Here is a 25,482-nt window from a genome sequence, read left to right on the forward strand (position 1 = left end):
GGGTAAAAACCAGATTCGTAAACGACTCCAGACTTGTGTGTACACCGTAGCCTTTTAGGAGAGGGAGGCCGGGAGGGAGAGGTCTGTTGAACTCACGTTAACTTTAAAAAGGCAATTAGAAATTTTACCCCACTAATTGACCCTAATCTACGAGACGCTACGCTCTTTCTTCAACGCCGAGCGCAATGAATCAAAAGCCCTCACCCAAGCTTGGCAGAGTAACTTTAAAATTCGCTCCTCTTCTCCCAAAACTGGGAGAAGGGGTTGGGGGATGAGGGCAAATTTTACATTTGTGCAAGAAATCTAATCAAGTTGAGTATTTACCATTAATTTCTATATAACCCTCTGAAAGATCGCAACCCCATACAGTTGCAGAGGCTTCGCCAATATTAAGGCTAACATGAATATCTACTTTATCTTTAGACATAATTTGCCGTAACTGTTCTAGATTTTCTTCAGTTAAGCTACTAGGATAAACTTTCACATTATCAAAACTAATAACAACTTTATCTTGATTTATCTGCTGTTCGTTTTCACATTTACCTATAGCCATAGCAACTCGTCCCCAATTCGGATCTGCTCCATAAACAGCAGTTTTTACTAATGGTGAATTTACAATTGCTTTAGCTACTGTTTTAGCTTGTGCATAGTTAATTGCTGAATCTACAGTTACCTCAATTATCTTAGTAGCACCTTCTGCATCTCGTGCAATTTTCAGCACTAATTCCTGTGCAACTTCTTGCAATGCACTAGCAAAATCTGCTTCTGAAACTTCACCGGCTATTCCATTAGCTAGAATCACGGCGGAGTCACTAGTGGAAGTATCCGTATCTACACTCAGGCAATTAAATGTTTTATCTATAGTAGAGCGAAAAATAGAACGAAGGCTATTTGCAGAAATTGCAGCGTCAGTAAAAAAGAAAGTTAAGAGGGTAGCCATATTAGGCTCAATCATGCCAACACCTTTGGCAATTCCCACTAGTTTGGCATTTCCTATTTGCCGTGTAGCTAACTTCGCTACTGTATCGGTGGTCATAATCCCACGAGCGGCAGCATAAAAATCAGCATCAGTCAATTTTTTGCCAAATCCTAATAAACCAGCCTGGATTTTTTCAATGGGATAACGTCTGCCAATTACACCTGTAGAAGCTATCACAATATTATGTGCAGCAATTCCAGTTTCAGCTGCAACTAATTGCAGAACTTCTTGGGCATCAGCAATACCAACAGAACCATTAGCTACATTTGCATTTTTAGATATAACGACAATTGCTTGTGCTTGTGAATCTTTTAAATTATCGCGGCTAATAGTAACACTTGGCCCAGCAAAAAGACTTTGAGTGAAGACTCCATCGGCAACACAAGGAACTGATGATTGAATAAATACAAAATCATCAGTTGTATCTCGTATTCCCAAATTAGTGATGAATGTACTAAAACCTTGAGGTGTGGAAGATACAGTTAATGACATTTTTCGATATTTAATAATTTGGTTTAATTATCTCATATCATTGTAGGGTGGGCGACATGAGCGCCCTGAAATACAAGGGACGGGCAAGATGCGTATCCCATAAAACTAGTAAAATCATCCCGCAAATATGCAACGCCCAACTATTAATTTATCGAGTACTATAAATCAGTTAATGTCAGAGTGAATGTAGTCCATCCATTGCCACTTTCTACTTGAATGTTTCCTTGCAATTGTTCGACTAATTTTTTTACTATAGATAAACCTAATCCCGAACCACCTTGATTCCAGATATCTGCATTGTGGAGACGATAAAATTTATCAAATATCCGTGGTAACTCTGTCACCGGAATTTCTGCTGCATTACTGACAGTAATAATAGTTTTTGCAGGCGCTTCCGAGGAATTGTGACTTACACTTAAGACAATTTCACCACCCGCAGGTGTGTATTTACAGGCATTATTGAGCAATTCCACTACGATGCGTTCTAAGCTAATGCCATCTGAGAGTAGCGGCGGGAGGTTTGCAGGGAGATTCGCCTGTAGAGTTTGCTGATGGTGTTGAACGCGAATTTCAAATGGCTCGATAACCCAAAGTAACCACTGTTGTAAGAGCAACGCATCAGGTGTAATAACTTGATAGGATGAGCTTTCTAGCCGTTGTAAGTCTAGTAGATCGTTAATTAATTCTAGTTCGCGATCGCACTCGCTTTCCATTAATTTTAGATAGCGTTGAGCTTCCTCAGTATTATTATATAGTTGTATCATTTGAATCATCATCTTGATATTACTCAGAGGCGATCGCAATTCGTGAGAAACTAAATTCAAAAAGTCATTTTTGAGTTGATTTATCTCTTCCCATTGGACTACAAGTTGCTCTTGCTCAATTTGCTTTTGACGCGCCTCAATCGCTCGTTTGCGCTCAGTAATATCTCGAAAAACTATTACAGCACCTGTAATATTATCTTTTTCATCTTTAATCGGTGCAGCACTGTCATCAATTGGTATTTCTGCACCATCTTTAGTAATCAGAATTGTTTCTGCGGGAAGATCAACAATAATACCATCTTGAAGAACTTTTATAATCGGACTTGCAATAGGGTTATGAGTTTCGCCATTAGCAATATTAAATACTTCTGAGGAATTTCTGCCACAAGCTTCTTCCTGTTTCCACCCAGTCAGATTTTCTGCAACCGGATTCATAAAAGTAATTAAATTTTGTAAATCGCTAGCAATCACACCATCGCTGATACTTTTTAAAAGTGCATCCAGCCATTTTTGATTAACTTTTAATTGCCTTTCCAAACCATGTTTAGTCAAAGTTATTTCAATATTTATTTTTAGCTCTTTTTCTTTAAAAGGTTTCAGTAAGTAGCCAAACGGCTCAGTTATCTTAGCTCGTTCTAATGTGTTATCATCTGCATAAGCAGTCAAATAAATTACTGGAATATCCAAACGCTTATAGATTTCTTCGGCAGCTTCTATTCCGTCCATTGACCCTTTAAGCTTGATATCCATCAGGACTAAATCTGGAGATATTTCTATTGCTATATTAATTGCTTCTTCTCCTGAAGAAGCGATAGCAGGTACTGTGTAACCAAATTTTTTAAGCCGATATTGTAAGTCTTTGGCAACAATAGCTTCATCTTCCACAACTAAAATTTTTGCGTTTGCCATCTTTTATTGATTGTCTATTTATGGTAAAGGAAATGTCACCTGACATTCTACTCCAGTAGAGCCTGTAATATTGAGATTTCCTGCTAGCTGATGGGTCAAAGCATCTACCAACTCCCATCCTAATGATGCGACTTTTTCAAAATCAAAGTTTGCTGGTAAGCCAATACCGTTATCACTAACTATCAGGCTTAAACTATTGTTAATTATTTTCTTGATTTCAATATTAATTGCACCATTGCTGCCTTTTGGAAATGCATATTTCAAGGAGTTAGATACAAGCTCATGGATAATTAAGCTACAAGGAATTGCTGTATCTAAGCCGAGATAAATACAATCTTCGGCATTTATTGTCAAAGCGATCGCCTCTTCATTGACTTCATAAGCAGTAAATAAACTTGCTACCAAATCTCGAATATATTCACCCAAATTAATCTTTGCTAAGTCTTGAGATTGATACAATTTTTCGTGAACCAGAGCCATTGATGCAATCCGCTGCTGGCTTTGTTGAAATATTACCAAATCTTCTTTGTCTTTGATATAGGCAGATTGCAGGTTTAGCAGACTGGAAATAACCTGTAAATTATTTTTAACCCGATGGTAAATTTCTTTTAATAACACCTCTTTTTCTAAAAGTGATGCTTTAATTTGCTCCTCCCACTCTTTGCGTTCGCGCTGTGCGGCTTTCCGTTCGCTAATGTCTTCGATCACAGAAATAAAATATTTTGGCTCTCCATTCGGTTCGCGCATTAAAGACACAGAGAGATTAACCCAAACTAAGGAATTATCTTTGCAAAAATAGCGTTTTTCCATCGAGTAAGTTTGAATATTATCTGCTAAAATCTGCTCAACATATTTCAGGTCAGTGTTAAGATCGTCTGGGTGAGTAATATCTTGAAAAGTTAACAACTGTAGTTCTTCGAGTGTGTAACCGAGGATATCGCAAAGCTTCTGATTAACTAACAACCAGCTTCCATCGATTGCGACATGGGCAATACCAACAGCAGCTTGATGGAATGCAGCCCGAAATCGCTGTTCGCTCTCTCGCAATGCTTGTTCTATTCGCTGGCGTTCAGTAATTTCTGTCTGTAGTGATTTGTTGATTCTTGTTAACTCTGCTGTCCTTTCCTCAACCATGCTTTCTAATTGGTTAAGTAGGTTATTTAGTTTCTCCTCTGCCTGCTTGCGATCGGTAATATCAGTATGCGATCCTGCCATTCGTACTACATTACCATCTTCATCCCACTGTGCTTGCCCTCGATCTAAAATCCATTTATAGGTGCCATCTTTACATAAAGCTCGATACTCGGTTATGTAAAACGGTGTTTTCTGAGCAAAGTGATCTTGAATCGCTTGTTTCACCCACTCAATATCGTTCGGATGCACTCGTGTCACGCATTCATCTAAATGGTTAGAAATTTCGTGGTCTTCGTAACCGAGCATTTCTTTCCAGCGAGCCGAGAAGAAAACTTCATTGGTTTTAACATTCCAGTCCCAAATCCCATCATTATTACCGCGCAAAGCTAATTGCCAGCGTTGTTCGTTTTCCCTCAACACCTCCTCAGTCCGTATGCGTTCAGAAATTTCCTTCGCTAGTTGGTAGTTTGCAGCCTCTAGTTGAGCAGGACTCGGTAGAGCCAGCACCTGTGGTATTAATGGCACAAGCTCTATAGCCGTTAATACGGAAACAAAAGCGGTGATAGCTTTGAATAACCCTGATAGCCAATAGGTAGGATACCAAAGCGTCCATACATCCATTAAATGAGTAGTGCCACAAGCAACGATGAATGCGCCAAACATTAAGAATATCCAGCCAAATGGCATATCTCGTCGTTTACGAACAAAATAAACCAACATCACTGGAATTGAATAATAAGCAAGTCCAGTTAACACATCTGAAATCAGATGCAACCACACCAATCCTGGTTTCCAGAGGTAGCAATGTCCGTGGGGAATAAACTGGCTAGTAGAGAAAAAATTATTTAAAAATTCCATCATAAAAACCTACACATTGCACAAGTCTTCACCAAAGCCTGAAGTGCGAAAGAAGAGGTTTTTAGCCTCAGTCCTCTTCTAGATGCGCATACATCTAGTGGATTTCATTTTCTAAAGGAGAACTACGTTTGGCATTCGTCAGAGTTTTACCGTACTAGTTTTAGCCTAGAATCGAGTAGTAGCTTGAGCTTCTACATTCTGTGTTCGTCATCTTTTCTGAGTTTTTTAATTTGAATAATATAAGATTTATTAAAATTAAAGTACCGCGATCGCTTTGGTTATTGTTACCGTATATTTTCTGAAATCAACCATTTACATATATAAAAAGCTTCAAAAATCACAGTAATATTTCGGATATATAATAACTTAATTATAATCTAGCTGCACACGTGTATTTACAGCCTAACTCAACTCAGTTTGGGTAGGTCTGCACTATTAATCTGTCATATAGCGTCCGGTTAAATATTTATCATTAACACCCAAGAGAGCAGAAAAGAAGCTCACGCTCAAGGTTTGGAGACAAAGCAACTGGCATTAAATGAGGCTGAGGCAGCAAATCACAGACTCCGTACCGTAGGTAAAATTATCAGGAAGAGCATCTAGCCATCAATAGGTGTACTTATAATAAAAACTCTTGTAGCCAAACTGTTTATCGCTATATATAGCAAAGTGCTGAGTGCTGAGTGCTGAGTGCTGAGTGCTGAGTGCTGAGTGCTGAGTGCTGAACAAAAACCCAGTCGTTTCAAACCTTTGAGCAATTAACATTGTCCTAACCTATGTGACTACGGCTATACATAAGGCGCGAGTTATTTCCCAGCCTCAGTTGCTAGAAAAACATCGTCTAAACTTTGTAATGCCAACTTAAAGATTATTCGTTTTTTGCGTAAAGCACGAAGTTTGAGGTGAATAGTATTGTATAACAATATTTATTATGGATAAACCGGGGACAACAGTAAAAGTCTCCTATACAATTTACTTCTATCAAAAACTGCTCTGGCTTACGTCTAGGGCAGTTTTATATTGCATAGTATCTCTGCGTTTTCTGCGCCTTCTCTACGAGATGCTAGGCGTTGGCGAAAGCCTCTCGTAGAGAAAGCGGTTCGTTAAAAAATTCGATAACAGAGTTTTAGCCTTAACTGAACCGTATTGGGTTAACAATGATAGCGGGTGTACGTCTGTGGTGTGCGATTGACTGGCGGTGGTTAACTGAAATCACACTTTCGACTAAGTTAACTTTGAGTCTGAGCCAGAATCGGTAAGGTAATCACAAATTCTGTTCCTTGACCTGGGGTAGAATTGACATCCAAAGTTCCACCATGTTTTTCTACAACAATAGACTGAGCGATCGCTAATCCTAATCCCGTTCCTTTACCAACTCCTTTCGTAGTAAACAAGTGGTCAAACACTTTTTGTTTAACTGATTCACTCATGCCTTGACCATTATCAGCAATCTTCACTTCAACCTGTTTGTTTTGTAATAATGTGGTGGTTATGATAATCCGATTAGGATTGGCTTTAATCTCCCCAAAACTCCGATCTGTATTTGATTCATCCAAGGCATCAATAGCATTCGCGAGTATGTTCATAAATACCTGATTTAATTGACCGGGAAAACATTCTACTTGAGGTAAATTACCGTAGTTTGTGATAACTTCAATGGCGGGACGTTGTTCGTTTGCCTTCAGACGATGTTTGAGAATGAGAATAGTACTATCAATGCCTTGATGGATATTAAAAGGTACTTTGTAGTCTTGATCGGCACGAGAGAAAGTGCGGAGACTGGTACTGATATTTTTCAGCCTGTCACACGCTATCATCATGGAATCAATCATCTTGGGCAAATCTTCTAAGCTATATTCCAAGTCGATTTCTGCGGCGTGTTTAATAATTTCCTCTTTTGGATTTGGCAGACTTTCTTGATATAGTTTCAGATGTTTAAGAATATCTGCAAATACAGGTTTGCTTTGTTCAAGACTAGCAGAAATAAAACCAAGAGGATTATTCATTTCATGAGCTACCCCTGCAACAAGATTTCCCAACGCAGACATTTTTTCCTTTTGTACTAGTTGAAGTTGAGTTTCTTTGAGATTTTGGAGTGTTTCTTCTAATTGGCTCGCTTGTTGGCGAGTTTCCAGCAGTAGATCGGTTTGTTGGAGTGCAACTCCCATTTGTGCAGCAATTTGTTGGGCAAATTCAATCTCGGAAGGTTGCCAGTGACGCGGGCGATCGCATTGGTGAATGCAGAGTAAGCCCCACAGTTCGTCATCTTGCATAATTGGTACAACCAATGATGCTCTAACATGAAACTGTTGCAAAATTACCCGATGACAATCTAAAACTTCTGCGGTTTCAATATCTGATATTGTACAAAATCGTCCCTGTTTGTACAGGGTTGCATAGTTCTCTCCAAAACAATGGTCTTGAATTTTTATAGCTAAACCAGAAGGGAATTGGGGTAGGACATCTTCGGCAATCAATTCACCATATTCGTAATTTACTCCGAGATCAAATTGATAAATTCCGACGCGAGAGACATTAAGGATTGAGCGAATATTTTGAGTTACTGCACGAAAAATTGCACCTAAATCTAAAGACTCTCGGATCTGATTCACAACATTAAATAAGGTTTTTTGCTGCTGGAGGGTTTGTTGAATCTGTTGAGCTTTTTCTTGAGATTCTTGATAAAGACGAGCATTTTCTAGAGAGATGGCAGCTTGCACAGATAACATTTGGATAACTTTGATGCGATCGCTAGTAAATACCCCTGCTACTAATTTATTTTCTAAATAGAGAATACCCACTAAATGTCCTTGATTAATAATCGGCATACAAAGTACACTCTGGGGTTTAAATTTGAGCAGGTATTCTCCAAGTAACCCAGCTACATCTGTTTGGCAATTATCTATAACAACTGTCTTTTTAGTATTTTTGACATAATTGATAATTTTTCTAGGAATATCTTCATAAGTATCTATTAATTGTGATTTAAGAATAGTTTTTATTGGAGTTGAAAAATTGTCTTGGTGATTAATAAAGGTAATTGCCTTGAGTTTTAAGTTTCCATTTTCAGAAAGAATTAAAGCAAATTTTTTTGCTCCAGAGTTTTCGAGAATAATTTTCGTCAAGCTAGCAATAATTTCATCGAATTCAATGCTACTAGAAATAGCTTGAGCCGCTTTCAGAATAGACATAAAGTCTAAGGTGTTGGAAATATTGTCCCTACTAATAATGGAAGTTTGGCTGGATAAAGATATCGAACTGTAGGTAATAGGAGCGATGGTTTCTAGGGAATTAAAGTTGAATTGTTGTTGATGTAGAATGGGCTGGAGTAATTCAGGATAGCGTTTTTCTAAGTCATCAATTTTAGCTTTTGCTCCCCACCGAGCATAGCAGTAGTATGCTTCTTGCATATATCCTTGGGCTGCTTTTTCTTTATCCAGTTCCAGGTAAAATTTGGCAGTGAGTTCGTTAGCGATCGCTTCTTCTTGCAGATAACCGTTGGCTTTAGCTTCGGCAATGGCGCGATCGTAAAGGTTCATGGCTTCTAGGTATTTTTCGGCAATCCGCGATCGTTCTGCTTCGACCAGCAAATACTTATGCAAGAAGTTTTCTGAACAGCTTTCTGACCAGATTTTGAGTTGGGCTTGATTGGTTTCGATCTGCTGTAAGACATCGCTACGCTCTGCTTCTGGCAAACTTGGATAGTAGTTGCACATAATCAGAGAACCGTAGTAATAGTAACCGGCAGACGTGGTAAATCCGGCACAACCATTGAGAAATTTCCGTGCTTCTGTTAGATAGTGAATATCCGGCTTGCAGCCTTGAATTAGGCAAGCTCGATACATTTGCAGAATGTAGTAGGTGCCGAGGGCTGTATAGGATTTCAATGCCTTAGAACGTTCAACCCAAGCCTGCTCTGCTTGTACCAAATCTGGTTCTGACTCATCTAAAGATTGCGAGAGTTGGTTAACAAAGAAACGGCTAGCAGCAAGGATACTCAGCAAAAAATCATGCTTTAATTTCTCTCCAATCAGCCAATATTTATCAATATCAATTGCAATATCTGCCAGGTTTTCACCTTGAAATAGCCGATTCAGAATATTACCGTAGAGATTGTATCCAGCATGGATAATTTCTCCAGATTCCAATCCTGCTAGAAACCCTTGATAGTTGATTTCAGCTGCTCCTTGTATTGGTTTTGCCCAAACTTGAATAGCGTAACTGAAGATAAAGCAAGCTCTGGATTGTTGAAATTTACTATTGAGCTTATAGCTTAATTGCAGAGCAAGGTCAGCAAACTCAAGTCCGCGCTGGTATTGACTATGCATCAGTCCAATTAGAAAACCGTAGGAAACATACGCTTTAATGGATTCAGCAGTGTTACCCTGCTCAATCGATAAACGGACAGCCCGGAAGGTCGCGAAACTGTACAGATCAAAATCAGAGACAATATAGGCTGGTGGTTGCAGAATAATTAATAATTCGATCGCGGCTCGAACTTCTGGATTCGTTGCAGCAGGCAAATCTAGCAAAGTGGCAATCGAGCGATTTTTCAAGCTGTCTTCAACAACGGCAAACTCTTCTTGAGCCAATTGCCTCAAGATATCTCGGTCAACTGTAATACCAAGACTTCGTAACCCTTCCAAACCTGCCTGGATGGATTCTACAAACTGCCCTTGCAAGGAGTACTGATCAACCTTCAAAACATAAATTTTGGCTTGATCGATATTTGAGTTGGCAAATTTGAGTAAGGTTAATACCGTTTCGTCTAACGACTGGAAATCTCCACTCATCAACGCGGCTTCTGCTAAATTGAAATGGAGATCAAAGGCGAGACGATAGGCAGCAGTCCAAGCATCTTGATCCAGCAAGTTAATCCCGATTTGAAAATAAGTCTTTGCTGCTTCATAGGCTGTGGAAGCTTTCGCTTTTTCACCCGCAGTTAAATTGAGTTCCGCAAGCTGTTTTTTCTCACTTTCATCTGGAAGTAGAGATTTCCCAATGTTGATTTGGTTAACTACATCAAAGATTCTGTCCTCTAGTTCTGCGGTTGATAGATTTCCTAACAGTAGTTTACCAATGTGGTAGTGAGTTGCTTGCTTTTGGCTTTCAAGAATCAAAGAATAGGCTGCTTGTTGAATGCGATCATGCAGAAATTTATATACAATAATTTCAGAATTGTGTTGAAGAAAAGCTTGATTTTCTGACCCAACGAAAAACTTATAAATCTCACTTTGGGGTAAAATTAAACCATCCTGTAAGGCACTCCATAAACAGGCTGCTGTTTCTATTTTTGATTGTTGAGAAACAATTGCTAAGGTTTCTAAATCAAACTGATTACCTATGCACGCAGCTAATTTCAAAACATCTTGAGTTGATTTTGGCAACCTTTGTAATTGTAATGCCATAAATTCAACTACATCATTGACGAGCGATCGCTGATTAATTTCTGCTATGTCACATTGCCAATGACCTTGCTCATAATTAAAATAAATCAAGGCATCTTGATGTAATGCTTTGATAAATTGTATAGCAAAAAATGGATTGCCTTGAGTTTTTTGATAAATTAATTTTGACAGTGGTAAAGCTAGATTTTCTGTGCAATCTAAACTGTCAGCTACTAACTGATTTAATTTAGATTCATTCAGTGGCTTGAGAGTAATAGTATTAATTTTTGCACCGTTTTTTTTGATGTCATCCAATGTCAACATTAAAGGATGGGTTGCAGAAACTTCATTATCTCGATAGGCACCAATGACTAGTAAAGAGGCATAATTTACCTCACTCATTAAAAATTGCAGGAGTTTCAATGAGGCAGAATCAATCCATTGTAAATCATCTAAAAATATCACCAGTGGATGTTCTTTATCAGTAAATAATTCAATAAATTTTTGCAATAGTAAATTAAATCGATTTTGTGCTGCAATGCCTGATACTTCTGGCACAGGAGATTGTTTGCCAATAACTAGTTCTAACTCCGGAATCACTTCAATAATTACCTGGGCGTTATCACCTAATGCTCCAGTAATTTTATTTTGCCATTGTTTGATTTGTTGAGCGCTTTCAGTAAGTAATTGCCCTATTAAATCGCGGAAAGCCTGTACAAACGCCGAAAAGGGAATATTTCGGTTAAATTGGTCAAATTTGCCCTTAATAAAATAACCGCGTTGTTTGACAATAGGTTTATGAACTTCATTAACTACCGCAGTTTTACCAATACCGGAAAACCCTGCAACTAAGATCATTTCGCTGTTTCCAGCAGATACTCTCTCAAAGGCTTTTAGTAGTTTCTCGACTTCCGTTTCTCGACCATATAATTTTTCTGGAATAATAAATCTGTCACAAATATCTCTTTTGGCAATTTCAAAATATGTAATTGTTCCGGTTTCTTGGATTTGATATAAACATTCTTCTAAATCATGCTTTAATCCTAAAGCACTCTGATATCTATTCTCAGCATTTTTTGCCATTAATTTCATGACGATATCAGAGAATACCTGGGGAATATCTTCTCTGTTACCTAATAGGGTCGGCATTTTCGCAATGTGACAATGCACCAACTCCATTGGATCATCTGATTGAAAAGGTAATTCTCCAGTCAGCAATTCGTAAAAACTCACACCCAAAGAATAGAAATCACTGCGATAATCTACCCCTCGGTTCATCCGCCCAGTTTGTTCAGGAGATAAATAAGCTAGAGTTCCTTCTAATAAATTAGGATTAATTATTGTTTGAGTTTCTCTGGGAAGAAGAGAAGCAATACTAAAGTCGATTAATTTTACTTGTCTTGTTTCGGGATGAAGTAGAATATTTGCGAGTTTAATATCTTTATGAATAATATTATGATGATAGAGATAATTTAAGGTATTACACAAAGATATTGCAATTTGTAAAAACTTAATTAGATTTTGTGGTTCTCCCCCTGTCTTCCCTTCTTTACCCCTCCATTCAGAAAGGGATATTCCCCCAAAGTCTTCCATTACCAACACATAGCCGTTTTGATACGGTTCCAAGCTGTAAGTTTGTATAATTCCGGGATAGTTAAGATTTTTGGTAATGCTGTACTGATTACGAAATTGTACGAGTTCGCTAAAGCTAGGATAAGGATTTTTCAGCAGTTTAATCACCACTGGTAAGGAGTCAGTTTTCCGATATCCCCGATAAACTATAGTTCGAGAACCGTTATAAATTTCTTCGCTAACTTCATAACCGAGAATACTGACTTGGCTGCTAAACATACTATGTTTATTCTTTTAGATTTCTTCATGCCTTCTCTAATATCAATCATTTTAACTCTGACTGCATGGGTAGAATTAATGATGTTTTATCAAGAAATAATAAAGAATCTAGCAAGATTTTAAATAGCGACAAAGGTCAAAGCAGATTAGCAAATATCAATTTTATTTTGTACATGTAAATTATCAATAAAAGATTAATAGACCTCTTGCAAAAGTGCTTTTTGCAAGAGGGGGAAAAAGGGGTTCATGTTAAAGGGGAAGGGGACAATACAGAACCTTTCCCCCTTTTCCCGACAAATGCCCAGAAGTCTAATATATATAAAATAAATAGTTTTATAATTTGAATTCTTCTATACTCCTGCATCCAATCAAGCTAACTGTAGTCTATCATAACTTAAGCTTGATAAAAAGTTTTTGAAAATAATTGGACTTATAGAATTTATACAATAAATATTTTATTTGGCAACCTTTCATAAGATTAACCTTGAATAAAAAAATCCTATTAGGAAAATCCTTAAATAAATTCATGATTTTCCTGATTATCCTGACCTCTTAAATTACTTAATTCTTGACTGGTAATATAAAACTGCATACTCCTTAAAATGAGTCAATTTTGACTGCATTTCAATGCTATGATTCCCGCTCTCTAAGTTGCCGATGAACGGTATTCCCCTATTAAAGCTGGTAGTATTGTCCTCCCTAAGTTGGGCGATATGCTAGAACAAGTTCAAAGCAAGTTCGACTATCCTAGCTTCTTAGAAGAATGTGTTTGGAGAGACAAGTGCTGATATAGGTCTTTACATACCTAATGACCAATACAACTCTTGAAGAGGCTGCACTTCTTTCTCTACGAGACGCTGCGCGTAGCTTGCTTCTCCGGAGGGGTACGACTACGCTCTGTTACCATGCCAACGACTGACTACGCGGTAGTTGAATCTCGACTTACTTCGACTACGCTCAGTACAAGTCGCTCAATTACCGCGCAGTCGAAACTCAGGACAAATGACAAATGACAAATGACTAATAATCAACTTCTTTCCACCCATGCATGGATGCTACGCCTTTTGTAACCCATTCGATCACAATTGGGGGAGCTTCTGATATCAAAATACTAGGATAAACTGCTGCACCCCAATCGGGATGAACTAACACACGACATTGATTTTTAATCACTGGATAATTGAGCAAAGCTTTGACAACTGCTGTGTCATCGTGGGGAATTGCTCCGGGATGAGACAGTAAAGGATAGCCTGTACGAGGGTCAATCAAGTCTGTTAAATAGCCGCGATCGCGCAAATTAAATGCTAAATCACAGCCGAATCTCATAAACTTTTCTCGCAAGCGTTCTTTCTCTGACTCCACTTCTGCTGTCTTTTCGACTAATTGATAACGCGATTGTTGTAATACAATCACTACTCGTAAAAATGGCTGCCGTTTCCAATCTGGTAATATCCGTTCGCAGTTGGCACAGATATATTGACTGGGAGCATGAATTGAAATTTGAACCGCTTGCCCTGTTTCGCCAACTAAATTAATGGGACAGGCTTGCTCCGAAGTGTAAACTTTGGGATAGTTCACTAAATTGATTCGGCTTATACAAATTTTTTAATTTAATCTACGGTATAGATGATACCTCTTAAAAGTTAAGAAAAATCATCATTTTTCTATAATATGTTACTTTTTTTGGAAGTAGTTAATAATAATTTGAGAAATTTAATCCGAATTTTATCCTTTATTAACCTGTTCTCATGAAATTTGCTGCGATCGCTGTAGGCATTAGCATAGATACAGCGTTTAATAGACAAGCGATGTCTATGGTGGTCACTGAGCTTGCCGAAGTGCGGGCTACACCTATGCAGATGAAATATGTTTGATCAAAATCCTAAAAAAGCAAAGCAGGTTGGAGTAAGCAGAAAATAACAAAATTAGTTATGTCTGCCAGGAGATACTTCAGCTATGCAGCCTAATTTCTATAGCACCCAATTAATTGAGTTTTAAAGAATTCACCGGCACTTCATCCCAAGAATCGACTGTCCGCAATCGCGCCATCCAACCTGAGGCCTTTTGCCTCTCGGTCAAATTATTCTGAAATGAATCATGACAATCTTTGGCTTGAGATTCATTACAAGTGGCAATACAGGCATGAATCATCCCAGACGGATCGATTTGCTCATTTACCCAAATAGTCATGGAATATTTCCTCAATAACTGTAGCGAACAAAGCTGTTCGTTATTTTAGAATACTATTAGAGTCAAAAGTTTTAGAGCAAAATCGGTAACAAATAATGAACTAATCGCAATTACCGATTTCTAATTTACAATTACCCAGTTCCGCTTTCTTTATTCGGCAGATATGATTTATCTCCTCTTTCGTAGCGACGGCGGTAGAGTAATTCTAACTGTCCGCCATATTCTTGAATCCAGGCAATCTGCCGCTGGTAGAGTCCTCGGAAGGTATTGGCAAATAAAAGTGTAAAGATTGCCACTACCAATCCTGATGCTGTGGATACTAAAGCTTCACTAATTCCAGCTGTCACACCTGTTGTTTTACTACCTCCCACATCTCCGATATTCAGAGAGGCAAAGGAGTTAATTAATCCTAATACAGTTCCTAAAAGTCCTAATAGGGGCGCAAGACCAATAATTGTCTCAAAAATATTTTGCGATCGCTTGAGTAAGGGGATTTCGGCTTGTGCTTCACTTTCTAATGCCAAACGAAATTCCTCTGGTGTTGGCTCCTCTAATTCTAAAGCTGCTAAAAAAATCCGAGCAATGGGTAAATCAGCATTTTTGTGCAATTGATCTAAAGCACCAACTACATTATCAAGGCGATAAAGCTGTAATACTTCTCGCACTACCTTATTTTGCCGATTATTTATCCTTACCCAAAAGATGATCCGTTCGATAATTAGCGCCACGCCTAACAAGGAAAACGCCAGCAGAGGCCACATCACTATGCCACCTGCCGTAAACAGATTAATAATTTCCATCTACTCTTTTTTAACTCTTCAACAACGTTAGGTTAACAGATCGTTGAGATGGAACAGTTTAACGCTGCATTGTAGTTACACCAGCTTTTGGGCTATCCTTAGTTTGGCCGATCGCGATCGCGGATTCTGACTAATTTCCTCTTCTTGAGCAATAATTGGTTTTTTTGTTAATACTTTTAATAAAGGTGAATTTCTTAAACCGTGTTTCACCGGACGGTCTTCCAAACTGTGAAAACTGATAATCGCAATTCTGCCACCAGGAACAAGGGCATTTGGTGCTTTATCCAAAAAGGTTTCTAGGGATTTTAACTCATCGTTGACGACAATTCGCAGAGCTTGAAAAACACGGGTAGCCGGGTGAATTCTCCCATAACGGTATTTCGGGGGAACTGAAGAAGCGATCGCTTCAGCTAATTCTGTAGTCGTGTGCAACGGTCGCCGTTCTACAATACGACGAGCAATGCGCCGCGATAATCTCTCCTCACCGTACTTAAAGAAAATATCTGCTAATTCTGCTTCATCCCAATTATTAATTACATCAGCAGCAGTTAGCGATCGCCCTCGATCCATTCGCATATCCAAATTTGCAGCTTGGCGAAAGCTGAAACCCCTTTCTGCTTGATCTAAATGGTAAGAACTTACCCCCAAATCGGCTAAAATACCATCGAAAGTATTAGGGGGGAACTCGTAGTCAGCAAAATTGCTATAAATAAATTGTACGCGATCGCCAAACTCAGCTAATTCTTTCCTCGCTGCTGCTAAAGCATCCTCATCTTGGTCAATTGCCGTTACTTGTACATCTGGCGCAGCTGCTAAAATCAAACGGCTGTGACCTCCACCGCCTACCGTCGTATCAAGATAATGACCTCCTGGAGATACCGCTAGACCTGCAATCGTTTCCTGCGGTAACACTGGTAGATGGGAAAATATCGGTTCTTCAATAGCTAGCTGACGATTCATGAGACTTAGGGCAAAAAACCACAGATGAACTTTAATTATGTATTCTTTTGTTTGTGTCTTTGTGGTTCCTAGCTAAAAAATAGTTTTTAAACCACTAAGATACAAAAGAAAATATCATAAACTCAACACTCAGCGTCAGCTTTCATTGTTGAGATTTAAGCATTTGTAGTGCTATTTTTTACCTTTCTTTTGGTAAATCATCGAATTTGGTATCACTTTTAATTTTTTCTCCATATTTAAATGGTCATTTAAAATAAAAATGAATACATTATCGAGAAATTCGTTTTCCTGTAACAAGCTGTTCACAAGTTTAGAGTGATCGGGTTTCTCAAGACCTTCTAAAAAAGTAACTTCCCGCTTCAAAGCTAAAACGTAAAATGGTTTTTCAGGAAAAAATTGCATATTTTTTTGCACCAAGTAAGCAGTTTTTATATCCGAGTGATGAGAAAACTGCTGACGAAGCTTATTTACATCTATATCTGAAACAGTATGAGATTCCAATTTATCCTTTTCTCTCACACTGGAACGTTCTTGCTGTGCTTTCAAAATTAATTCATGATAATTTACGGCACGTTCTTGATAAGATTTTGCTTCCTTAATTTTTCCTTGTTTTTGAAGAAAATAGCAAATTGTCTGACAACCTTCTATAACTATACTTGAGTCTTGCTCTATTGCTCTCTCAATGTATTCTATTCCAGTCGCATCTTGTTTTTTTAATAATATTTGACCTAGTAAATAATTAGCTGAGGCGTGGCGAGCATCACGATGAATAATTTCTTGTAATAGTGGTATAACCGCTTCTTCACCATCAAACTCAAATGTTAAAAAGGCTCGTTGAGTAGCTTCATCTAAAGTTAGTTGTTGTATTTTTGCTTTTTGATTTAAATCTTTTAAAGTAGCTATTGAATTTTGGAAATCAGCATATTTCTGTCGCCAAGGTGTTGCTATTTCTTCTCGCCAAGCTTGACTAAAATGTGCGATGAATTTTTCTAACCTATTTTCCAAAAATTTCTGAGCAGCACTGATTTCAATTGGTGCAAATATAGCTAATTCCTGCTGAGAATTGAGGATGTATCCCAAAGCTTTTAGTCTATCTTTCAGGCAAGGATGAGTATCAGCATTGTTGGTTTTTTCCGTTAAAGCTTCACTTAAATAAGTACTTGTGATTTCCTGATGAAGTCTCTGACTTAAAGCCTGTTGCATAGCCATATAAGTCATTTTTGGTGGTTCGATTTCTGTTTCAACTTGTTTATAGATGCTAGACCAAAAATATCTTTCTATAAATCTAGCTTTGACTTCCACATTTATCAATGTTTCAGCAGCATTTTTTTCTCCCGTTAGCTCAACGGCACATCTATCCGCTTCATATTCATCCATCCGTGCTAACACAAAAGAATAGGCATTAAAAAACGGACTGTACCATGTCAAAAACCGCTCAAAGATTAACGATGATACTTCATTTCCACCTTGTCGTAACCCTTTAATAATGCGATACCATGTTTCACGTTGGCGATAAATCCAACCGCTAAAACGGCTGTGATTTCCTGATAAATGTCCTAGTTCATGGGCTAAGACAGCACGAAATTGTTCGGGTGGCAGTGCTAGCATTAGCGGTAAACCTACAATTAAGTAATTTTGCTGCCATCCCAGCAAACCTAAGCGTGGTCTTTGGACAACTGCTGCATTAAAATCGTTAGTCAGCAAGATGTGGTGAAACCGGGGAGCTTGTAGCTTCGATGAGATTTCGTTAGTTAAAGAATAGAGATTGGGTACATCTTTGGGTTGCAATGGTAAACCTGTAGGTGGGGGAAAGGAAACCCAAAGCGATCGCACTAACACCAATGCGAACGCCAACAAAAACACAACACCTTTCAAAGAGGAGGCATTAAATGAATGAGCCTCAAACATCAAAAAGATAATACCTACCAGCAGAGTTAATGTTACAGCTATAACCAAAAATATATATGCGTACCCTAAAGTAGCCAAAAAAGCAACGTGCAATTTATAAAGACGCGGTTGTTTATTAGCAAAAACTTCTAACTTCTGAATTAGCTTATCAAAACGCTCTTGATTGAAAGTCATAAATATGTATCAGCACTATAAAACTGTAATATAGCTGACACAATATCTGTATGGCTTACGTAAAAACTCAGAAGTCGTGGGGCATTGGGCATTAGGCATTGGGCATAAGTTATTTTCCCTTTTCCCCTTGCGGCAGAATAATGAGGTGAAAAAAATCCGATGCCTCAATTAAGTGGATATCGAGCTTCCATATAATAGTTGAAGAAGTGCAACAAACTAAAACATTCTGGTTGGCATCTAAGCGGTTCAATTCAAAATTTGCCTTCGGCACGCTACACGAACACAACGGGAGAACACAAAATCTATGACCAGACTAGAAACCCGCACTGAACCAATGGTGCTAAACATGGGGCCACACCACCCCTCAATGCACGGGGTTCTGCGGCTAATCATGACTCTGGATGGCGAGGATGTTGTTGACTGTGAACCGGTCATCGGCTACCTGCATCGAGGAATGGAAAAAATTGCTGAGAACCGTACTAATGTAATGTACGTTCCTTACGTTAGTCGCTGGGACTACGCGGCGGGAATGTTCAACGAAGCTGTCACTGTTAACGCCCCAGAAAAGCTTGCAGGTGTCGCTGTCCCCAAACGCGCTAGCTACATCCGCGTCATCATGCTGGAGTTGAACCGCATCGCTAACCACTTGCTATGGTTTGGCCCCTTCCTTGCTGACGTAGGCGCACAAACTCCCTTCTTCTATCAGTTCCGGGAACGGGAGATGATTTATGATTTGTGGGAAGCTGCTACAGGTTATCGGATGGTGAATAACAACTACTTCCGCATTGGTGGGGTAGCAGCCGATTTACCTTACGGTTGGGTGGATAAATGTCTGGAATTCTGCGACTACTTATTGCCAAAAGTTGATGAGTACGAACGCTTAGTAACCGATAACCCCATCTTCCGGCGACGCGTTGAGGGTATTGGTACTATCACCCGTGAAGAAGCAATCAACTGGGGACTTTCTGGCCCAATGTTACGCGCATCTGGCGTGCAATGGGATTTGCGGAAAGTTGACCATTACGAATGCTACGACGATTTCGACTGGGATGTGCAGTGGGAAACTGCCGGTGATTGCTTTGCCCGTTACGTAGTGCGGATGCGGGAAATGCGCGAATCTGTGAAAATTATTCGCCAAGCAATTAAAGGACTTCCTGGCGGCCCTTACGAAAATCTAGAAGCCAAGCGTTTAGCCGCAGGTAAAAAATCCGAGTGGGACGCATTTGATTACCAATTCATCGGTAAAAAAGTTTCCCCCACTTTTAAGATACCCAAGGGTGAAATCTACGCTCGTGTAGAAAGTGGCAAAGGTGAATTGGGAATTTATTTGGTTGGCGATGATAACGTCTTCCCTGCACGTTGGAAGATTCGTGCAGCAGATTTTAACAATCTCCAGATTGTTCCACATTTACTGCGCGGGATGAAGGTTGCAGATATTGTGGTGATTCTTGGCAGTGTTGACGTAATTATGGGGTCTGTGGATAGGTAGAAAATATCTATCTAAGTAGTTTTTAGAGCAGTTGTATTACAGTGCAACTGCTCTATTTTTTTTGATTACTTGGTGCTTAAGTATACTAAAGTAGTGAATAAAATACCAATTTAATAAGAGCATCTGACTCTAAAATTTTCAAAGCTTTTAAATCCATACCCAGAACGTTTAATCAGTTTAAGAATGAAATCATCAGGGTGCATTAAAGTAAAAAATATTGCCTATCCATTAATTACCTTTTTCTATGACACCTTCGACAAACCAGGTTTATCCGGTCATTTGGCATAACAACTCAGTGTCACTAATTGATCAAACTCGCTTACCAAACGAATATATATTTGTGGAAATTCACCGCAGTGAAGATATGGCGCGGGCAATTAAAACGATGATTGTGCGAGGTGCGCCAGCAATTGGTGTGGCTGCGGCTTATGGAATGTATCTTGGTGCAAGAGAAATTGAGACAAGCGATCGCCACGAATTTCTGCAACACTTAGATAAAGTAGCCCAATTGTTACGTTCTACTCGTCCCACGGCGGTAAATTTATTTTGGGCAATTAGCCGGATGCTGAAAGCCGCCTACGAAACGCTAGGAACAGTAGAAGACATCAAGCAAACCCTTTTTCAAACAGCCCAAGCAATCAATAGTGAAGATTTGCAAACCTGTCAAGCGATTGGCGACAATGGTTTGGCTGTTTTACCGTCTACCCCAGAAAAGCTGAGGCTGCTTACCCACTGTAACGCCGGTGCATTAGCTACTGCTGGTTATGGCACAGCTTTGGGTGTTGTGCGTTCTGCTTGGAGAGAAGGACGTTTAGAACGTTTATTTGCTGACGAAACCCGTCCCCGCTTGCAAGGCGCAAAACTCACCACTTGGGAATGCGTGCAAGAAGGGATTCCAGTGACATTAATTACTGATAATATGGCAGCCCATTGTATGAAACAAGGTTTGATTCATGCTGTAGTTGTGGGTGCCGATCGCATTGCTGCTAATGGTGACACTGCCAATAAAATTGGTACATATAGTGTAGCGATCGCAGCTAAAGCCCATAATATCCCCTTCTTTGTCGCTGCGCCCCTTTCCACCGTTGATTTTGAATTAGCCGATGGCAGCCAAATTCCCATCGAAGAACGCGAACCAACAGAAATCTATCAAGTTGGCGATACTATTCTCACACCTGAAAGTGTAGATTTTTACAACCCAGCTTTTGATGTCACCCCAGCCGAATTGATTACAGCCATCATTACAGAGAATGGAGCGATCGCACCTGATAAATTAGCGAAATCACAGTTAAAGCAATTAGTGTAATTGAGTTCGACGAACCCCTCACTGTCTTTAATCTACGGTGTATACACAAGTCTGAAATAGTTTACTCACCTAGTTTTTGCGTCAGTTTTACCCCACCCTAACCCCTACCGTGTATACACAAGTCAAAAAAAGTTTGATTTTCCATTGTTCTCTCGTTCCCATGAAGCGCATGGGAATGCTCCTCGTTGGGGCTGCTGCCTCTAATCTGGCATTGAGTCTCTGACTCAATGAATGCATTCCCAGTCGGAGACTGGGAACGAGGAAAGTTTTATCAAGCTAGGTTTTTAGGACTTGTGTATATTTAAGCTTTAAGAAATAGTTTCCAAATGAAAACCCTTGCGAAGTTTCTTGGCAGTTTGCCTATTTGAACGCTTTCGCAACAAAACAGCACTTGCCGCAGCAGCCAACAACCCTAGCCCGGAATTAGCTTCTGGCACAGGGTGCGGTTTAGCCTTATTTGAGAATAACTCTTGGCTGCTAAATGGCAAATTGGCCAAACTAGGATTTAAGCAAACATTAGTATTTGGTGGTTGATTGGGAATAGCAAGAGTTTGACCCTGGTTGACCTCTGGTTTTCCATCGATATTTACTTCTATGTGTAACGGTGTAGGTTGACAAAATGATGGTTCGCTGAGGTTAATAGCTGCAACTAAATCCCAAGCTGGGTTAGGAATCAACGGGTCATTTCCAGAAATATTTGTCAGAGCATAGTCCAATAATTGTGATGCCAGAATGCTCTCAGGAGTTCCAGTTGCTTTCCATGCTGCTTGGTCTGCTCGAGTAAACCCAATTTGGTTAGTTGCATCCAATGGAGTTAGAGATATTGGCAATCCTGCGGAAAAGACCTTTTGTGCTGCTACCGGATCAATCCAGATATTAAACTCAGAAACTAGGTTTTGTTTCAATATCGGGTCAAGATGTTCTCTGAGATTTCCTGGAACAAAGACTGCACCGCCCATAATTTCCAGGCGCGAAATCTTTTTAGCGATACTTGGGTCGATTGTCAGTGCATCTGCTATGTTTGTCGCAGAACCAGTCATTAAAATCTCGACTGGTTCTGGCGACTGATTTATTGTGTCTACAAGCAGTTGAGCTGCACTTCTTTGATCAACAGTTTCAAGGGCTTGATCTGGCAGGTTGGTAAAAGGAGCCCAAAATGTATCTGTATCTGCTCGAAATGCATCCGGGAAAGTATTATTCCCTGACAAGGGTGTTTCCCTACCAACAGCAACAGGTATCCCAGTTATTCCCAGTCCTGCCAGCATCCGCATGAGATTATTGCCAAATATTTGAGGGCGGGCTAATCCCTGACTTATGGTCATAGCTTTGACCTCGAACTTAGGATTTTGCAATATGTACGCCCAAGCATTCATGCCATCCTGACTACCATCATCATCCAAAATTATCGGTGTACGATTCAAGGTACTACCAAAAGCAGGTTGACTACCAAAAGCAATTGGCAATGCTAATAGTAGTGGTAGAGAAGAGAGAAGTGAATAACAAAGATGGCTTTTGAAAAAATACTTTTTTTTCATGAAACTTTAGTTCTATTTTGATTCAAACTTGAGTTTGAGAATTGGCCTAAAAAAATTGCTCTTCCAATAGCGTTCTCATGTTATTGGTTTCTTAAACAACTTAATCATTAAGGAAAAAAAGATTGTAGTAGAGCGATCGCTACATCAAATTTAGGGAAGTTTTATTATTTAACTATTTTTACTGCTTACAATAAAATTCAAATCTGACTTTTATTCCGTAACTGCCAGTTTTAGAGAATTTGCACCTAATTGTTGCTTAATTCCAAAATCTCAAATAATTTTAGATGAAGCTTTGCTAAAATTAGAGCATATTCAGAAATTAAAATCAAGCTGTAATTGTTCTACACAAAAACCGCTTTAATTTACAACTGTAAATTTTATTATTCTCTTAATAAATTTAAAAAGGTTATTGTAAATTAAAGGATTTAACACCCCATCCCCAAGACATAAGCTTGTGAGAGTCTTGGGGTCTAAATCCCCAGACGCTTGTTCCTCTCTACAAGAGGCTGTGCGTAGCTTGCTTTTGAAACCGATTAGGTTAAATCCGAATTAATGAAGAACTTGCGCCGAGTTTTCGATAACTCTACCAATCGCTTTAAAGGCGAATAACGGAAACTTTATAGGGGATTGCCCCAAAAAAATCTCCGACTTTTTAGAAAAGCCGGAGATTTTGTTTTTTGACTACTTTAAAATCTGACGGTTCAAAATTTCTCAGCAATTTTTTCAATAATTTTATCTAAACTTCATATTTGGACTAAATTCAATAAGCAAAATCCGCAATTACTTTCTCAAAAGAAGCTTTGACTTTCTCAAACCCCAGTTTGCTTTCTCATTTTGGTGTTTTCCGCAAGTAAAATAAGCTTTTGCTTTCTCAAACCCCAGTTTACTTACTCATTTTGGTGTTTTCCGCAAGTAAAATCAGCTTTTGCTTACTCAAAATAAGCTTTGACTTACTCATTTTGGTGTTTTCCGCAAGTAAAATCAGCTTTTGCTTTCTCAAAATAAGCTTTGACTTACTCAAACCCCAGTTTTATTTCTCATTTTGGTATTGTTTGCAAATAAAATGCCAAAGTCAAATTACCCCCCTTAATCCCCCCTTGTAAAGGCTACGGTGTACACACAAGTCGAATTACCCCCCTTAGTCCCCCCGATGTATTGGGGGGAAACAAGAAAAATCCGGTTCCCTCCCCTTTGCAAGGGGAGGGTTAGGGTGGGGTAATTCGACTTGTGACTAATTAACCCTAGTAGACTTAACCAAAATGCTGAATAATTGCCTCAGCAAATTCAGAACATTTTAAGGGTTCAACTGGTGGTTCTAGCAACCGGGCTAAATCGTAAGTCACTTGACTATTTGCGATCGCATTGCTTAAACCTTTCTTAATTAGGTCTGCGGCTTCTTGCCAACCTAGAAATTCCAGCATCATCACACCAGACAAAATCACTGAACCAGGATTAATCCGATCCAATCCGGCGTGTTTGGGTGCAGTGCCATGAGTAGCTTCAAATATGGCACTAGAATCACCAATATTTGCCCCTGGCCCCATTCCTAATCCCCCAACAATGGCGGCGGCGGCATCAGACAAGTAATCGCCGTTCAAGTTCATTGTCGCCAGAATCGAATACTCATCCGGTCTGGTTTGGATTTGTTGAAAAATACTGTCAGCAATTCGGTCATTCACCAAAACTTTCTCTTTCCATTTGCCATCGCCGTGGGTTGCCCAAATGGTGTTAAGAACAGTTTCAACTTCCTTGACAATTTGCGCTTTCTTCTCATCGGTGAGACTATCAAACCCAGGATCGATCTCGCGGGCGTTTTCTTCCAAGGAAATATTCGGATTTTTTTCCTTGTTACTCAAAATCCAAGATTCCCGTTCAGTGACAGTTTCTTGGCGAAACTCACTAGTCGCTAATTCATAACCCCAATCGCGGAAAGCGCCTTCGGTGTATTTCATAATGTTGCCCTTATGCACCAGAGTCACTTGTTGCTTGTGTTTGGGCAATAGCAAAGCGTGTTTGATGGCACGTCTAACTAGACGCTGAGAACCAGTTTTGCTGATGGGTTTGATCCCAATTCCAGAATCAAGAGGAATGCGTTTTTTTCCGTGTTCTGGGGTGGCGGGGATCAGTTCTTCATTGAGAATTTTAATTAAGCGATCGCCAATTTCGCTACCTTGTCGCCACTCAATGCCTAAATAAATATCTTCCGTATTCTCCCGATAAACAATTACATCCAGCTTTTCGGGGTTTTTGTGGGGTGAGGGTGTACCTGCATAGTAACGGCAAGGACGCACGCAGGCATACAAGTCAAAAATTTGTCGCAGCGCTACATTTAAAGAACGAATTCCCCCCCCAACGGGAGTAGTCAAAGGCCCTTTAATAGCTACACCATATTCTTCAATTGCTGTCAGAGTGTCTTGAGGTAAATATTGATATGTTCCGTATAAATCACAAGCTTCATCCCCAGCGTAAACCTTGAACCAACTAATTTGACGCTGACCCTTATATGCTTTGGCTACCGCAGCATCTAGCACCTTTTGGGTAGCAGGCCAGATGTCTATACCTGTACCATCGCCACGAATAAAGGGGATAATTGGATTGTCCGGTACGATTGGTTCACCATTTTTGAAGGTGATTTTTGCTCCGGTTGCGGGGGGGGTAATCTTGTCGTACATAGTTCACACACTCCTAATCGATACGCTGCTATTCAAAAAACCTTATGTGGCAGGCTTGTATATTGTGCTATGTC

Annotated in this window: 14 protein-coding genes; 2 read left to right on the forward strand and 12 right to left on the reverse strand. The window is 39.4% G+C overall.

Features of this window, described 5'->3' with window-relative positions:
• Positions 1-307 precede the first annotated feature (307 nt).
• From argJ to RMY27_RS15860, 10 genes are all read right to left on the reverse strand, one after another.
• Positions 308-1,471, reverse strand: coding sequence for a bifunctional glutamate N-acetyltransferase/amino-acid acetyltransferase ArgJ (gene argJ, locus RMY27_RS15810; protein ID WP_322664733.1), 1,164 nt, complete (start codon positions 1,469-1,471; stop codon positions 308-310).
• 158 nt (positions 1,472-1,629) lie between these two features.
• The gene (locus tag RMY27_RS15815; RefSeq protein ID WP_322664735.1) at positions 1,630-3,144 is read right to left on the reverse strand and encodes an ATP-binding protein; all 1,515 of its coding nucleotides are present in this window, start codon (positions 3,142-3,144) and stop codon (positions 1,630-1,632) included.
• 18 nt (positions 3,145-3,162) lie between these two features.
• Positions 3,163-5,139 carry a PAS domain S-box protein gene (locus RMY27_RS35525; protein WP_416212346.1) on the reverse strand — a complete coding sequence of 659 codons (1,977 nt, stop codon included), beginning with the start codon at positions 5,137-5,139 and terminating at the stop codon, positions 3,163-3,165.
• Positions 5,140-5,742: 603 nt separating this feature from the next.
• Entirely contained in the window at positions 5,743-5,901 is a 159-nt protein-coding gene (locus RMY27_RS15830) for a hypothetical protein (RefSeq protein WP_322664737.1), read from the reverse strand.
• A gap of 464 nt (positions 5,902-6,365) precedes the next feature.
• Positions 6,366-12,374, reverse strand: coding sequence for an AAA family ATPase (locus RMY27_RS15835; RefSeq protein WP_322664739.1), 6,009 nt, complete (start codon positions 12,372-12,374; stop codon positions 6,366-6,368).
• Positions 12,375-13,394: 1,020 nt separating this feature from the next.
• Positions 13,395-13,952, reverse strand: a complete 558-nt coding sequence (locus RMY27_RS15840) for a methylmalonic aciduria and homocystinuria type D protein (protein WP_322664741.1) — start codon at positions 13,950-13,952, stop codon at positions 13,395-13,397.
• Positions 13,953-14,357: 405 nt separating this feature from the next.
• Positions 14,358-14,564 (reverse strand): glycogen debranching protein, encoded by a 207-nt coding sequence (locus RMY27_RS15845; RefSeq protein WP_322639033.1) that lies wholly within the window; start codon positions 14,562-14,564, stop codon positions 14,358-14,360.
• 131 nt (positions 14,565-14,695) lie between these two features.
• The gene (locus RMY27_RS15850) at positions 14,696-15,364 is read right to left on the reverse strand and encodes a MotA/TolQ/ExbB proton channel family protein (protein ID WP_322664743.1); all 669 of its coding nucleotides are present in this window, start codon (positions 15,362-15,364) and stop codon (positions 14,696-14,698) included.
• Positions 15,365-15,439: 75 nt separating this feature from the next.
• Positions 15,440-16,324: a 16S rRNA (cytosine(1402)-N(4))-methyltransferase RsmH gene (gene rsmH, locus RMY27_RS15855; protein ID WP_322664744.1), complete on the reverse strand. Its 885-nt coding sequence runs from the start codon at positions 16,322-16,324 to the stop codon at positions 15,440-15,442.
• 171 nt (positions 16,325-16,495) lie between these two features.
• The gene (locus RMY27_RS15860) at positions 16,496-18,406 is read right to left on the reverse strand and encodes a M48 family metallopeptidase (RefSeq protein WP_322664745.1); all 1,911 of its coding nucleotides are present in this window, start codon (positions 18,404-18,406) and stop codon (positions 16,496-16,498) included.
• Positions 18,407-18,710: 304 nt separating this feature from the next.
• Between RMY27_RS15860 and RMY27_RS15865 the strand changes: the two genes are divergently transcribed.
• Positions 18,711-19,895, forward strand: a complete 1,185-nt coding sequence (locus RMY27_RS15865) for an NAD(P)H-quinone oxidoreductase subunit H (RefSeq protein WP_322664746.1) — start codon at positions 18,711-18,713, stop codon at positions 19,893-19,895.
• A gap of 244 nt (positions 19,896-20,139) precedes the next feature.
• Complete coding sequence (mtnA, locus tag RMY27_RS15870; protein WP_322664747.1) at positions 20,140-21,201, forward strand: S-methyl-5-thioribose-1-phosphate isomerase; 1,062 nt, start codon at positions 20,140-20,142, stop codon at positions 21,199-21,201.
• Between the two features lie 308 nt (positions 21,202-21,509).
• Here the strand turns inward: mtnA and RMY27_RS15875 are convergent, their stop codons facing one another.
• Both RMY27_RS15875 and RMY27_RS15880 read right to left on the reverse strand, forming a co-directional pair.
• A complete protein-coding gene (locus tag RMY27_RS15875; RefSeq protein WP_322664748.1) occupies positions 21,510-22,736 on the reverse strand; it encodes a nucleoside hydrolase in 1,227 nt (408 codons plus the stop codon).
• 1,250 nt (positions 22,737-23,986) lie between these two features.
• Positions 23,987-25,408, reverse strand: coding sequence for an NADP-dependent isocitrate dehydrogenase (locus RMY27_RS15880; RefSeq protein ID WP_322664749.1), 1,422 nt, complete (start codon positions 25,406-25,408; stop codon positions 23,987-23,989).
• Between the last annotated feature and the right edge of the window lie 74 nt (positions 25,409-25,482).

Source organism: Nostoc sp. DedQUE09 (assembly GCF_034530915.1).
In the GTDB taxonomy this organism is placed as follows: Bacteria; Cyanobacteriota; Cyanobacteriia; order Cyanobacteriales; family Nostocaceae; genus Nostoc.